Source organism: Oricola nitratireducens (genome assembly GCF_014904745.1).
Classification (GTDB): Bacteria; Pseudomonadota; Alphaproteobacteria; order Rhizobiales; family Rhizobiaceae; genus Oricola; species Oricola nitratireducens.
Window position 1 is genome coordinate 7,501 of the sequence record NZ_JACZCS010000005.1, and the last position, 13,234, is coordinate 20,734.

A 13,234-nucleotide genomic window follows, 5' to 3' on the forward strand; every position below is an offset into this window, starting at 1 on the left:
CGAGTATTCCCTATCAGAGCCGTGGAAGACTACCACGTTGATAGGCCGGGTGTGGAAGCGCAGTAATGTGTGAAGCTTACCGGTACTAATAGCTCGATTGGCTTGATCGTTCTCATTGCTTGTGTTCACGACCATGTCGTGGCACTAAATTCCAGCTTCTTGTTTGTTTGTGCTTCGCCGACCTGGTGGTTATGGCGGGGTGGCTGCACCCGATCCCATTCCGAACTCGGCCGTGAAACACCCCAGCGCCGATGGTACTTCGTCTTAAGACGCGGGAGAGTAGGTCGCTGCCAGGTCTGCCAAGCACAAACCAGCTTCTTCTCTTTACGTGCGCCTCACTCAGCTTTTGCCTGTTGGGCGCCTGCAGTAGCGCTTTCCGGCGTGGCACTTTTCGGCATTTGCTTCGCAATTGCCTGTCAGTGCTGCGTCAAATGCTTCTTCGAAGCTTTTGACGCGGGGTGGAGCAGCCCGGTAGCTCGTCAGGCTCATAACCTGAAGGTCGCAGGTTCAAATCCTGCCCCCGCAACCAAGATCAACCCGTTGTCCGTTTGGGCGGCGGGTTTTTTTGTGCCCGAATTGCCATCATGCGCGTTCGGCCGGCAGTCGCGAATATGAAATCCCCGCCTTCCGGGGCAATTCGTCATCGGCCGGCTTGCCAGAACCTGAACCTCTCTCGGCGTTTGTCTCAAACGCCTGCCGCGGCAACGGGATCGCAGGTTCAAATCCTGCCCCCGCAACCAAGATCAACCCGTTGTCCGTTTGGGCGGCGGGTTTTTTTGTGCCCGAATTGCCATCATGCGCGTTCGGCCGGCAGTCGCGAATATGAAATCCCCGCCCTTCCGGGGCAATTCGTCATCGGCCGGCTTGCCATAACCTGAACCGCTCTCGGCGTTTGTTTCAAACGCCTGCCGCGGCAACGGGATCGCAGGTTCAAATCCTGTGCCCCAGCAACCGTTGAACCGCACCGGGTTTGCCGGAGGCTCCAACTCCTGAGCAGGATGGAGCATCATGAGCAAGACGATGAACAAACTTTCCTTGAAGCCCGAACCAGAGATGGGATGAAGTCCAATCCTCCGCTTTCCTAAACAAAACGGCGGACCACTTCATTGGGGGAGGATCAGATCCCGATGAAACCGATCGGAGCCGCAAAGTCATGACATGCCACTTTAGCGATCAGCGAAAAGTCCTGAGGTCGACAGACTTTAAAAAGCAAATGTTTTTGAACTCTGGCTTTTGAAATCCAGGCAAGTGCGAGATCGCCCGGCGGGGCGATTGACAAACTCCGTGTTGCCGCACAGTCTTCGCGCATTCACCCGGGGGGTCCCGACAAGGGGCTGAGATACTGATCGCGCAGGTTTGCGCAGCGCAGTGACCCGATGAACCTGATCCAGTTCATACTGGCGTAGGGATGGTGCATCGGCTGCGCGGCCTTGGCCGTAACGTTCTCCACGGCGTATTTCACGCGGCCACACTCCATTCGTTACCGCGAACTGGGTCTCCAACGCTTCGAGCTATGGAGGCTCTTACTGATGAAAGACTTTTCCCCAACCGTCACCACGGGTCCGCTGCCCGCCTCGCGCCGCGTCTGGCACGCGGGCGTTCTGCATCCCGAAATCCGTGTGCCCATGCGCGAGATCGACTTGCACCCCACGGCTGGCGAGCCGCCCGTCACTGTCTATGATAGCTCCGGCGCCTATACCGACCCGGCGGAGCAAATCGCCATCGATCAGGGTCTGCCGCGTCTGCGCGAGGACTGGATCCTCGCGCGCGGCGATGTCGAGCGCTACGCCGGCCGCCATGTATCCCCCGCAGATAACGGCTTTGCCGAGGGAACGCGGCTCACACCGGAATTCCCCGTCCGGCATGCGCCGCTGCGCGCCAAGGACGGCCGTTCCGTTACGCAGATGGCTTATGCCCGCGCGGGGATCGTGACGCCTGAAATGGAATTCGTCGCCATCCGCGAGAATCTCGGGCGGCAGGCGGCAAAGCAGGCACTTGAACGGGACGGCGAAGCTTTCGGCGCCGAGATCCCTGATTTCATCACGCCGGAGTTCGTGCGCGACGAGGTCGCGAAAGGCAGGGCGATCATCCCGTCGAACATCAACCATCCCGAGGCCGAGCCGATGGCGATCGGGCGCAACTTCCTCGTGAAGATCAACGCCAATATCGGCAATTCCGCGGTCACCTCCTCGATGGCCGAGGAGGTGGAAAAGATGGTCTGGGCCACCCGCTGGGGCGCCGACACGGTGATGGACCTGTCGACGGGCCGCAACATCCACAACATCCGCGACTGGATCATTCGCAATTCGCCTGTGCCCATCGGCACCGTGCCGCTCTACCAGGCGCTGGAGAAGGTCGGCGGCGTGGCCGAGGATCTGAGCTGGGAGGTCTATCGCGACACGCTGATCGAGCAGGCCGAGCAGGGGGTGGATTATTTCACCATCCATGCCGGGGTGCGGCTGTCCATGATCCCGATGACCGTGGACCGGGTAACGGGCATCGTCTCGCGCGGCGGCTCGATCATGGCCAAGTGGTGCCTGCACCACCACCGCGAGAGCTTTCTCTACGAGCATTTCGACGAAATCTGCGACATCGCGCAGGCCTATGACGTGAGCTTCAGCCTCGGCGACGGGCTGCGTCCCGGTTCCATCGCCGACGCGAACGATCAGGCGCAATTCGCCGAGCTGGAGACGCTGGGCGAACTGACGCAGATCGCCTGGGCGAAGGACTGCCAGGTGATGATCGAGGGCCCCGGTCACGTGCCCATGCACAAGATCAAGGCCAATATGGACAAGCAGCTCGAAGTCTGCGGCGAGGCGCCGTTCTACACGCTCGGGCCGCTCACAACCGACATTGCGCCGGGATACGACCATATCACCTCGGGCATCGGCGCGGCGATGATCGGGTGGTTCGGTACGGCGATGCTCTGTTATGTGACGCCGAAGGAGCACCTGGGTCTGCCCGACCGCGACGATGTGAAGACCGGCGTGATCACCTACAAGATCGCCGCCCATGCCGCCGATCTGGCCAAGGGCCATCCGGCGGCGCGGATCCGCGACGACGCGCTTTCGAGGGCGCGCTTCGAGTTCCGCTGGGAGGACCAGTTCAACCTTGCGCTCGACCCCGAAACGGCGCGGTCGATGCATGACGAGACCCTGCCGAAGGAGGCGCACAAGGTGGCGCATTTCTGCTCCATGTGCGGGCCGAAATTCTGTTCGATGCGCATTTCCCACGACATCCGTGCCGAGGCCCAAAAGGAGGGCATGGCGAAAATGGCTGAAAAATTCCGCGAGGGCGGCGAGCTCTACATGCCGCTGGAGGACGCGAAATGAGCCAGACACCCGGAACCTTGCTGGCGGCGCTCAGGGCCGAGCCCCCGCTGGTGCAATGCATCACCAACTATGTCGCCATGAATATCGCCGCCAATGTCCTGCTGGCGGCGGGAGCCAGTCCCGCCATGGTCTCCGACGCCGAGGAAGCGGGCGAATTCGCAGGTATTGCCGGGGCGCTGACGGTCAATATCGGCACGCTTTCGGCTCCTTTCGTCGATGGCATGCGTGCCGCCATTGCCGGTGCGCAGGCGGCTGGACGTCCCTGGGTGCTCGACCCGGTGGCCTGTCAGGCGACCGGCTATCGCCGCCGCGTCTCGGCCGAGCTCGCCGCGCAGCACCCGACGATCATTCGCGGCAACGCCTCCGAAATCCTGGCGCTCGCCGGCGAGGAAAACCGCGGGCAGGGGGTCGACGGCCGCGATGCTGTCGAGACGGCAGAGGATGGTGCGCGGCGGCTCGCGCTGCAAACAGGCGCCGTGGTCGCGGTGACGGGTGAGGTGGATTTCGTCACAGATGGGAACCGGCACGCCCGTGTCGAAGGCGGATCGTCCTTCATGCCGATCAACACGGCCATGGGCTGCTCGCTCACCTGCCTGTGCGGGGCCTATGCGGCGGTGGCGCAGGATCCGTTCGATGCGGCCATCGCGGCGCTTGCGCATTTCGCCGTGGCTGGCCGTCATGCGCATGAGGGCGCCACGGGACCGGGCAGCTTTGCGCCGCGCTTCCTCGATGCGCTTCACGCACTCACGCCCGAAATGCTCGATGCGCAAGTGCTGGTCCATGGTGTCGGCGAGGCTGTGGCGTGACGCCGTTCGACCTGTCGCTTTATCTCGTGCTCGATCCCGGCCTTTGCGCCGGGATCGGCATGGTCGAGACCGCGCGCGCCACCGTGGCCGGCGGCGTGACCATGGTGCAGCTTCGGGACAAGGCGGGCGGCACGGCGCAGATGATCGCGACGGGACGGGCGTTGAAGGCCGCGTTGGCAGGCACGGGGGCGAAGCTGATCGTCAATGACGATGTGGCGGCGGCCATCGCCATCGGCGCCGATGGTGTCCATATCGGGCAAGGCGACATGAGCGTCGCCGAGACGCGTGCCCGCATCGGCCCCGAGGCAATCCTCGGCCTCACCGTCGAAACGCCTGAACTGGCCGCGGCGGTGGACCCTGTGCTGGTGGACTACATCGGGGCCGGGCCGGTCTTTGCCACGTCGACCAAGCCGGATCACAAGCAGCCGGTGGGATTCGGCGGGCTGGTTGCCCAGATAGCGGCCAGCCCCATCCCCGCTGTCGCCATTGGCGGTCTCAAGGCGCAGCATGTGGTTCAGGCGCTCGCGGCGGGTGCCGCCGGCGTTGCCGTGGTCTCGGCCATTTGCGGTCAGCGCGACCCGGAAGCGGCGGCGCGGACGCTGGCGAATGAAATCGGCGCCTTCCGCTCGCGCGCCTCAGAAGATGGAGGTCATCAGAGGTAACCTGACTGGCGCCGGGAAACCTTCGCGCGACCGGCGCCAGAAATCATCACGCAGGACGGCAGGAAAGACATGGCCAGTCGGCAGGTCCGTCCGACCGAACCATCCGGCTTCAACGATCCGTTCGCCGGACGCGGGATTGGATCGAACGTCGATCTTGCCCGACAGGTAGCGCGCGAGAAACCAGAACTTCACCATCCGGCCATCGCTGTCGATCAACTCGTCGATATAGGCAATGCGCAGGGCCTCGATGCGGATGCCGGTTTCCTCGAAGGTCTCCCGTTCGGCCGTTGTCTCCAGCTCTTCAGCCTCATCCACGCCGCCACCGGGAGGGGCCCAGAAATCGTAGCGTCCGGGGCTATGGTGGCGGGCCAGAAGAAGCCGGTTCTCGTTCAGAACCAGTGCTCCGGCGGAAATGCGATGTAGCATGGCCTGCCTCTCAACGTTCGGGTTCGGCGGCGGGCCATAGACGGTGGAAATGATGCACCGGGCCGTGACCGCGCCCGACACTGAGCGCGTCGCTTGCCGCAAGCGCGCCGTGCAGGAACGCCTTGGCTCGCCGCACACTCTCCTCTACACCATGGGATGGCAGAAGCGCGGCGATGGCGGAGGACAGCGTGCAACCCGTGCCGTGATCGTTGCGGGTCACGATGCGCGGGGCGGGAAGAGCTGTCGTGCCGTTCGGCCCGATCAGCAGATCCGTACTCTCGGCACTATCCGGGAGATGCCCGCCCTTCAGGAGCACCCAATCGGACCCCAATGCCCGCAGATCAGGCAGCACCGCCCGCATATCGTCGGCCGTCCAGTCGACCCTCCGATCCAGCAGGACGGCGGCTTCGGAAAGGTTGGGCGTGATAATCGTCGACAGCGGCACTAGAAGATCGCGCACTGTGGCAACGGCATCCGCATCGAGTAGCGCGTGCCCGCTCGTGGCCACCATGACCGGATCCAAAACAATGTTGGGCGCCGCATGATGGCGCAGGCGCCCGGCGATCGCTTCGGCAATCCGCGCATTGGCGACCATGCCGATCTTGACCGCGTCGATGTGCACATCTTCAAGGACCGCATCGATCTGATCGGCGACGAACGAGGGCTCCAGCGCGACATAGGCACGAACGCCCTGGGTATTCTGCGCGACCACGGCGGTGATCGCCGAAGTGGCATAGGTTCCGAGGGCCGAGAACGTTTTGATGTCGGCCTGTATCCCGGCCCCGCCGGACGGGTCGGTGCCGGCTATGGTGAGGATATTTGCGATCATGACCGGACCTCGCCCATCAGGTCTGCCGCCTGCCGCGCCACGTCCGCGACGTCGAGGCTCAGTGCCAGGTCGGACCTGTCGAGATCGCCGAGCCGGACCCATCGCGCTTCCAACGCATCGTCGCCGGCGATCGCTTCGCCGGAAGTCCATCGGCACAGCACGGCGATCAATATGAAGTGCCGGCGCAGCCCTCGACTTTCGTCCCGGTCGAAAGCATCCACGGCGGTGAAGACGCGCAGCGCCTCGGCCGCCACGCCGGTCTCCTCCAGCAATTCACGCAACGCGGCAGCGGGAATCGTCTCACCCGGTTCGATCTTGCCGCCCGGAAAGCCCCACCGTCCGGCATCCGGCGGATTGGCCCTGCGGACCAGCAGCACCTGGCCGTTGCGTATCACGGCGGCGATTGTCGCTGCGATGGGTCGTGCAGGTGTGCCGGGAAAAGGGTCTGCGGTGGTTGTCGACATGGCGGCCTCATTTCTTAAGACCGGCAAAGACATGAGGCGGTCAAACCTGCCCTTCGCCGGCCTGATCCGGATCAGGTTCACAGGTCCACTGCGTTCGCCTGATGGTGCCAGTAACCTGTTTTTCCTTATCGGGCGCCGCCGATATAATTCCTACATTGCGGCGACACGCGCTTGCAACTCGGCACGACACGAATTGCAAGGCAAAGCGTCACGAAAGACGCAGACTGCTGAGGCTGACCTTAGGGGCCGACTTTAAAGCCGGCGGCCTTGACGGCGTGAATCGCGCACGCTTCGTCGTTGTCGGAAGTGTCTCCGGTGACACCCACGGCGCCTAAAAGCGTTCCGCCCGATGAAATCAAGATACCCCCCGGCAAGGGCACTATGCGGCCACCCGAGACGCCGGAGAGCCCGGCGAGCAGGTTGGGACGTTCGATAGCCATACTGGCGACCTGTCTCGAATCAATGCCAAGCGCAAGTGCCGCATAGGCCTTTCCCGTGGCAATCGCGGGCCGAAGCATCGACGCACCGTCGGCGCGCTGTAGCGAAAGCGTGTGTCCGCCCGGATCGAGAACGGCGATGCAAAGAGGGCTTAAATTCTGGTCCTTTGCATAGGCCAGAGCGGCTTCAACGATTACGTTTGCGTCTTTCAGGGGCAGGCTATTCATTGAGATTGCCATTCCTTGCTCTGTTGATCGCACGAAGGTTGGGATGGGCCCGCTTCGACTTCCAACGCATATTTCAAAACCGTGACTTCGCGTTCTCTTATGCTTTGCGCGGTTCGAGGCCGCAGGAACGCCGGGTGAGACTCCGGCCATCAATGACGGCCGCTCTCGCATCATGAAATCGCAATTGGATCGACGTATATGACACCCCGGATTGTGGCGATCATGCCCGACCTGTTGGCCAAATGACGGCGGGCAGGAACCGGGCGGCACGAAACGAGGCTCCCCGCCCATTGCAGGATGCGCGCTGCATTGTCATGACCAAAAACCCGCCGCGCGCAGCTTATCAGTGCGCGCCAGTTGCTTCGCCGGTTGCGCCGTCGGCAACCGACAGGGCGGCCAGATGCGCGCATGCCACGGTGCGAAGCGTGTCTGCCAAGGTCTGGCTTGCTGATGAGGAGCTCGTGTTCGTGAGCAGCCGCACCTCGATAGATGGCAGTGTGGGCAGTCCCAAATTGCTCGGAGCCACGCGCACCCCTTCGGGAAGCCCGTGCAGCGTCCGGAGCGATATTCCCTGACCGGCCCGCACCGCGGCCCAGATTCCTGGAAGGCTTGGCGTCGTCAGCGCAACGCGCCAATTGAAATCGCTCTTCTCAAGCGCCGCCAGGGCCGCCGACCGGAAGAGGCAGGGGTGATCGAAGAGGACGAGGGGCAGGCGGTCGCCGTCGAAACAGGAGCCGGGATCATCGCTGCATATCCAGTGCAATGGCAGTGTCGCAATCAAATCTCCATGCCCGCTGGATCCATCAGGAAAGAACGCGATGGCCGCATCCACGCGCCCGGCCTGGACGTCATCGGCCAGCATGTAATTACGCCCGGCGCGGACATCGACATGGACGCTTTCGTAGTGAGCCTCGAAGGCATTGATGGTGTCGGGCAGGATGATGTCGAAGAAATCCTGGGGCAGGCCAAGCTTGACGCTCGCTTCGGAACCGATGATTCCCAGCGCCACAGCCGCCTCGTCATTCAGGGCGACGATCTTGCGCGCGAAAGCGAGCAGAATCTCGCCGGCTTCGGTCGGAACAAGCCCGCGTCCCTTGCGCGCGAACAGTTGCACGCCCGAACGATCTTCCAGCTTCTTCAACTGCATGCTGATGGCTGATTGGGACCGGCCCAGTTTCGAAGCCGCAATGGTGAAACTACCAAGTTCGATGCCTTCGACCATTGTCCGCAGGGCATCAATATCGAAATTCCGGATCGACACTTCAATTCCTCTGATCTGTCGTATTGGATTTATTCGTTATTCGAATTGTTTTGCCCCGTCTATAGCCCCGTTATCGATCATCCGCACGTATTCGCCGTTTTCCGGATGCGATGGGTGGCGCTGTTCGACCAAGCAAGGGGAGAGATAGTCTTGGACACGACTCTGATCGCCGAATTGGCGAACCTGACGACTCCACACCTCGCCGACGGATGCCTCGTCACCGGAAATCCAATCCGGATCGCACCCGCAGGTCTTCGGCCGCTGGTCGACGGGATGACCTGTTATGGCAGAGCGGCGCCGGTGCAGCATCTTGGAAGCATAGACATCTTCTTCGAAGCTATCGAGCAGCTCCGCGAAGGTGAGGTCATTGTCATCGACAATGGCGGCCGCCTCGACGAGGCTTGTATTGGCGATATTGTCCTGCTCGAAGCGCAGGATGCCGGCGCGGCCGGATTTGTCGTATGGGGCTGCCATCGCGACAGCAAGGAACTTGCCGAGATCGGTTTTCCCGTCTTCAGCTTCGGCGCGTTGCCCACCGGTCCGCAACGGTCTTCGATCCGTCCCGACGATGTGTTGTCGCGGGCTTCCTTCGGGCGCAACAATGTGACCCGTAGCGACTTCGTGGTCGCAGACGCGAACGGCGTCCTGTTTATCGCCGATGACAAGATCGAAGAGGTCATTCATGCGGCGATCAAATACCGTGACACGGAAGCATCGCAGCTCAGCGCGATGCGCAGCGGCGTAAGCTATCGCACGCAAACGAAATTCGCCGATTATCTCGAAAAGCGAAAATCGACGCCATCATACGGGTTTCGCCAGCACCTGAAGGCGATCGCCGCTGCGGGGGAGGTTTAACCGACCTCTCGACACCCAAATCCAAACCAAGTTCAGAAAGAGAAAAAATGACCAAAGCTATCCGTATCAAAGAAACCGGTGCCGCCGATGTGTTGAGCTGGGAAGAAGTCGACCCGGGACAACCCGGTGAAAACGAGGTGCTCGTGCGGCAGACCGCCATCGGTGTCAATTTCATCGATATCTATCACCGTATCGGTCTCTATCCCATCGCGATGCCGGGCGGAATCGGTTCGGAAGCGGCCGGTGTAGTCGAAGCGGTAGGTCCAGGGGTTACCGGATTTGCCGCCGGCGACAAGGTCGCCTATGCCGGGCCGGTCGGCGCCTATGCCGAGGTGCGCGTTGTTCCCGCCAAGGTTCTGCTGAAGCTTCCCGAAGGGGTGTCTGATCAGGTTGCCGCTGCGGTTCTCCTCAAGGGCATGACGGCGGAGTTCCTGCTGCATCGTTGTTACGCGGTTAAGCCTGGCGACACTGTGCTCGTACACGCGGCGGCGGGGGGCGTGGGCCTCCTGATGTGCCAGTGGTTGCGCCATATCGGTGCAGTGACGATCGGAACCGTCAGTTCCGCTGAAAAGGCCGACCTCGCGAAGCAGAATGGTTGCACCCACACGATCAACTACAAGACCGAGGATGTCGTCAAGCGCGTACGCGAGCTTACGAATGGCGCCGGAGTCGCTGTGGTCTACGACTCGGTGGGCAAGGACACCTGGGACATTTCGCTGGACTGCCTGAAGCCGCGCGGGATGATGGTCAGCTTCGGCAATACGACGGGAGCGGTGCCGCCATTCTCCGTTGGAACGCTAGCCGCCAAGGGCTCGCTCTTCGTAACGCGGCCGGTGCTTGGGGCATATACCGCGACGCGCGCGGAACTGGAGGAAGTTTCCTCGCACCTGTTCCAGGCGATCGCCGATGGCATCCTTACTCCGAAAATCCAGCAGGTTTTTCCGCTAAAGGATGCAGCAGAGGCTCATCGGCAACTGGAGAGCGGCAAGACAGTCGGCTCGACGATTCTTGTCCCCTGACATTTCTTGCTGCCGCGGGGCTTCCGGCTCCGCGGCATTTTCAATTCCATGGGGCGTCTCCCAACGATGAGAGAAAACTTATTCAGTAATTTTGTGGATGGCGAATGGATTGACGGTGTTACTGCGCCTGCGAGCGAACAAACCATCCCGGCGCCGAGCGCCCGGTGAATGGTCGGCTTATTCTGGAGGAGCCTGCCATGCCCGTCATCACCTGCATTGACGACTTGAAACGTTTGCATCGCCGGCGCACGCCGAAGATGTTCTACGACTACTGCGAGAGCGGGTCATGGACCGGGCAAACTTTTCGCGACAATACCGAGGATTTTCGTCGCATTCGGCTTCGCCAGCGTGTGGCCGTAAATATCGAGAAACGGTCACTGACAACCGCAATGATCGGCCAGCCTGTCGCGATGCCAGTTGCGCTTGCGCCTGTTGGACTGACGGGAATGCAATGCGCTGATGGAGAGATAAAGGCTGCGCGGGCGGCGGAAACGTTCGGGGTGCCGTTCACCTTGTCGACCATGTCCGTATGTTCGATCGAGGACGTGGCGGAACATACGACAAAGCCGTTCTGGTTCCAGCTTTATGCGATGCGAGACGAAGACTTCATGTTCGACCTGATCCAGCGGGCCGAGGATGCCGGATGTTCGGCGCTTGTGATCACGCTCGATCTTCAGGTCATGGGCCAACGGCACAAGGATCTGAAGAACGGTCTTTCGACCCCGCCGCGACTAACGCCTGCGGTCATCGCCGATCTCATGACGAAATGGCGCTGGGGCATCGGCATGCTGCGGACATCGCGTCGCCAGTTCGGCAATATTGTCGGACATGCGAAGGACGTCGACGATGCAACCAGCCTTGGCCGATGGACGGCCGAGCAATTCGATCCGACTCTGGACTGGGAGAAAATCGAACGAATCCGGGATCGCTGGGGCGGGCCGTTGATCCTGAAGGGCATTCTGGACCCGGCGGACGCAAAGATGGCAACAAAGGTAGGCGCCGACGCCATCGTCGTGTCCAATCACGGCGGGCGGCAGCAGGACGGCGCGTTGTCTTCCATCCGGGCGTTCGAAGGGATCCGCCAGGCCGTGGGGGACGATATCGAACTGCATCTGGATGGCGGGATCCGCTCCGGGCAGGACGTGTTGAAGGCCATCGCCATGGGCGCGACCGGCACCTATGTCGGGCGGGCGTTCGTGCATGGCCTGGGCGCCATGGGGGAGACGGGCGTGCGTATGGCGCTGGAGGTGATCCGGAACGAGATGGATATAGCTATGGCTTTCGCAGGCAAGCGGGACGTCAGGGATGTGGACCGCTCCTGCATTCTGGTGCCGAAAGACTTTTCGGGCGATTGGCCCGCCTGAGGGGGAGGGCCGTATGGATCCTTCACTTGCTTAGGGGCGTCGCTGGCAATGATCGGCGGACCATGGTCACAGCAAGTAGAGGTTTCTCTGGCGGTGACCTCGCCGAAGAAACCCTTCGTTACCAGTCCGATCGTCACCGATAATTCTGTTCAGCTTTTCTGCGCCGCGTGGCTTGCTGCCGCCAGCCGCGCGCACGGGCAGGTCATGCAAATGACGGATGCGCGCGATCTCGCGTTGATCCTTGCTCATGAACACCTCCTTCGCCCCGGAATGGGGAACTTTTTGGAGATGTCCCGCGAGTACCGACATATCTACATTCCGAGCATACGACACAGGACAGAGAGCCGACCCCGTTCAAATGGGCGCGGCGGTCCACGTCTGTCGGCCTGCGTCGATCGCGCGGGCGAACTCGACGCTTCAAACCGGATGACGTTGCCCCATTTTTTCCCACAACCTTTGAACGGCGTTCTCTGGAGCGGGAGCGCGGGCATTGCGGAAATTGACAGCCGCTCCCTTCTCGGCACCATTGACGATTGCCGTTTGCTGTGGCGGTTTGATAGCTTGATGTATTCACTGGAGATGTTTGGAAATACCGGAACCGCGATGAAATGAGCGCAGAAATCGACAAGCATTCCGGCGACAGGGTTCACGCGCTCGATGACGGCAAGGCTGGCATCCGGCGGATGGAGGCGTTCTTCCATGGCGCGCCCTATTCGTTGCATCGCCATGACAGCTACGCGATCGGCGTGACGCTTGCCGGGCTTCAGTGCTTTTCCTATCAGGGCCGCCGGCATCGGGCCAGGCCGGGGCAAGTTCATGTTCTTTTCCCCGACGAGTTGCACGACGGAGCGGCAGGAACCGAAACGGGTTTTGGCTATCGCATCGCCTATATCGATCCCGGTTTCCTGCAGCAGGCTCTGGGTGGCCGCGCACTGCCTTTCGTACGCAACCCGGTGCTGACGGCGAACGCCGCCTGGACCTCACTGTTCGACAAGCTCTGGGATCCGGAATTTTGCAGTGACGAGGTCATACGGACCGAGTTTGCGGTCGAGGCGGTGGACTGCCTTGAAACTGCCGCCGGAAGCCGGTCGCCAGACCGCCCCGGCGCCATTGCCTTGAACCGTCTGTCCGAGGTTCGCGAAGCCATCGCGCAGGATCCGGTCCGGCGTCTCGACATGACCGAACTCGAACGCCTTGCCGATATGGACCGTTGGAGCCTGGCGCGCGGTTTTCGCGCGGCATTCGGGACCAGTCCGAGCCGGTTCCGCATGATGCGGCAACTAGAGCATGCGCGCGATCGTCTCGAGGCCGGCATGCCACTGGCCGAGGCCGCGCTGGATGCCGGCTTTGCCGATCAAAGCCACATGACCAGGCGGTTCCGCGACGCCTTCGGGATGTCGCCGCGTCAGTGGAAGCTGGCCAATCTGAACGCCTGATCCGGGCCGACCGCGCAAGCCGTCCCGAAACCTTTCGACGCACAATCGTTCAAGAACGCCCGCCACGCCTTTCCTAGCTTTCATGATCATCGCCGGATCGTCCGGCACGATCGAT

General features: G+C 61.9%; 13 protein-coding genes, 1 tRNA gene, 2 rRNA genes and 1 riboswitch (1 of these 17 cut by a window edge). Of the genes, 11 read left to right on the top strand and 5 right to left on the bottom strand.

Annotation, left to right across the window (positions count from 1 at the left end; translation table 11 throughout):
- From IG169_RS03560 to thiE, 6 genes are all read left to right on the top strand, one after another.
- Positions 1-110, top strand: a 23S ribosomal RNA gene (locus IG169_RS03560); it begins 2,717 nt to the left of the window's first position.
- Positions 111-181: 71 nt separating this feature from the next.
- A 5S ribosomal RNA gene (rrf, locus tag IG169_RS03565) occupies positions 182-296 on the top strand.
- A 156-nt stretch (positions 297-452) separates the two neighbouring features.
- Positions 453-529 (top strand) — tRNA-Met (locus tag IG169_RS03570).
- 775 nt (positions 530-1,304) lie between these two features.
- Positions 1,305-1,427, top strand: a riboswitch (TPP riboswitch).
- Between the two features lie 102 nt (positions 1,428-1,529).
- On the top strand, positions 1,530-3,332 hold the full coding sequence (gene thiC / locus IG169_RS03575) for a phosphomethylpyrimidine synthase ThiC (RefSeq protein ID WP_193174794.1): 1,803 nt from the start codon (positions 1,530-1,532) through the stop codon (positions 3,330-3,332).
- Positions 3,329-4,138: a hydroxyethylthiazole kinase gene (thiM, locus tag IG169_RS03580; RefSeq protein ID WP_193174795.1), complete on the top strand. Its 810-nt coding sequence runs from the start codon at positions 3,329-3,331 to the stop codon at positions 4,136-4,138. The genes thiC and thiM overlap by 4 nt, the downstream gene beginning before the upstream one ends.
- Positions 4,135-4,800: a thiamine phosphate synthase gene (gene thiE / locus IG169_RS03585; protein WP_193174796.1), complete on the top strand. Its 666-nt coding sequence runs from the start codon at positions 4,135-4,137 to the stop codon at positions 4,798-4,800. The genes thiM and thiE overlap by 4 nt, the downstream gene beginning before the upstream one ends.
- Here thiE and IG169_RS03590 read toward each other — a convergent pair.
- The 5 genes from IG169_RS03590 to IG169_RS03610 form a co-directional block, all read right to left on the bottom strand.
- Positions 4,774-5,226, bottom strand: coding sequence for an NUDIX domain-containing protein (locus tag IG169_RS03590; protein WP_193174797.1), 453 nt, complete (start codon positions 5,224-5,226; stop codon positions 4,774-4,776). The genes thiE and IG169_RS03590 overlap by 27 nt on opposite strands.
- A 10-nt stretch (positions 5,227-5,236) precedes the next feature.
- Positions 5,237-6,055, bottom strand: a complete 819-nt coding sequence (gene thiD, locus IG169_RS03595; protein ID WP_193174798.1) for a bifunctional hydroxymethylpyrimidine kinase/phosphomethylpyrimidine kinase — start codon at positions 6,053-6,055, stop codon at positions 5,237-5,239.
- Positions 6,052-6,519: an NUDIX hydrolase gene (locus IG169_RS03600; RefSeq protein ID WP_193174799.1), complete on the bottom strand. Its 468-nt coding sequence runs from the start codon at positions 6,517-6,519 to the stop codon at positions 6,052-6,054. Before IG169_RS03600 ends, thiD begins: the two co-directional genes overlap by 4 nt.
- 239 nt (positions 6,520-6,758) lie before the next feature.
- Entirely contained in the window at positions 6,759-7,184 is a 426-nt protein-coding gene (locus IG169_RS03605; RefSeq protein WP_193174800.1) for a GlcG/HbpS family heme-binding protein, read from the bottom strand.
- A gap of 343 nt (positions 7,185-7,527) precedes the next feature.
- Positions 7,528-8,445, bottom strand: a complete 918-nt coding sequence (locus tag IG169_RS03610; protein ID WP_210325845.1) for a LysR substrate-binding domain-containing protein — start codon at positions 8,443-8,445, stop codon at positions 7,528-7,530.
- Between the two features lie 114 nt (positions 8,446-8,559).
- On the opposite strand from IG169_RS03610, the gene IG169_RS03615 reads away from it, so the two are divergent.
- The 5 genes from IG169_RS03615 (at position 8,560) to IG169_RS03635 (ending at position 13,119) form a co-directional block, all read left to right on the top strand.
- The gene (locus IG169_RS03615) at positions 8,560-9,300 is read left to right on the top strand and encodes an RraA family protein (RefSeq protein ID WP_210325846.1); all 741 of its coding nucleotides are present in this window, start codon (positions 8,560-8,562) and stop codon (positions 9,298-9,300) included.
- Positions 9,301-9,347: 47 nt separating this feature from the next.
- Positions 9,348-10,319, top strand: coding sequence for a quinone oxidoreductase family protein (locus IG169_RS03620; RefSeq protein WP_193174801.1), 972 nt, complete (start codon positions 9,348-9,350; stop codon positions 10,317-10,319).
- Positions 10,320-10,516: 197 nt separating this feature from the next.
- Positions 10,517-11,683, top strand: a complete 1,167-nt coding sequence (locus IG169_RS03625; protein ID WP_193174802.1) for an alpha-hydroxy acid oxidase — start codon at positions 10,517-10,519, stop codon at positions 11,681-11,683.
- Positions 11,684-11,731: 48 nt separating this feature from the next.
- Positions 11,732-12,295 carry a hypothetical protein gene (locus tag IG169_RS03630; RefSeq protein ID WP_193174803.1) on the top strand — a complete coding sequence of 188 codons (564 nt, stop codon included), beginning with the start codon at positions 11,732-11,734 and terminating at the stop codon, positions 12,293-12,295.
- Positions 12,292-13,119 carry a helix-turn-helix transcriptional regulator gene (locus IG169_RS03635; protein ID WP_193174804.1) on the top strand — a complete coding sequence of 276 codons (828 nt, stop codon included), beginning with the start codon at positions 12,292-12,294 and terminating at the stop codon, positions 13,117-13,119. The genes IG169_RS03630 and IG169_RS03635 overlap by 4 nt, the downstream gene beginning before the upstream one ends.
- Positions 13,120-13,234 lie beyond the last annotated feature (115 nt).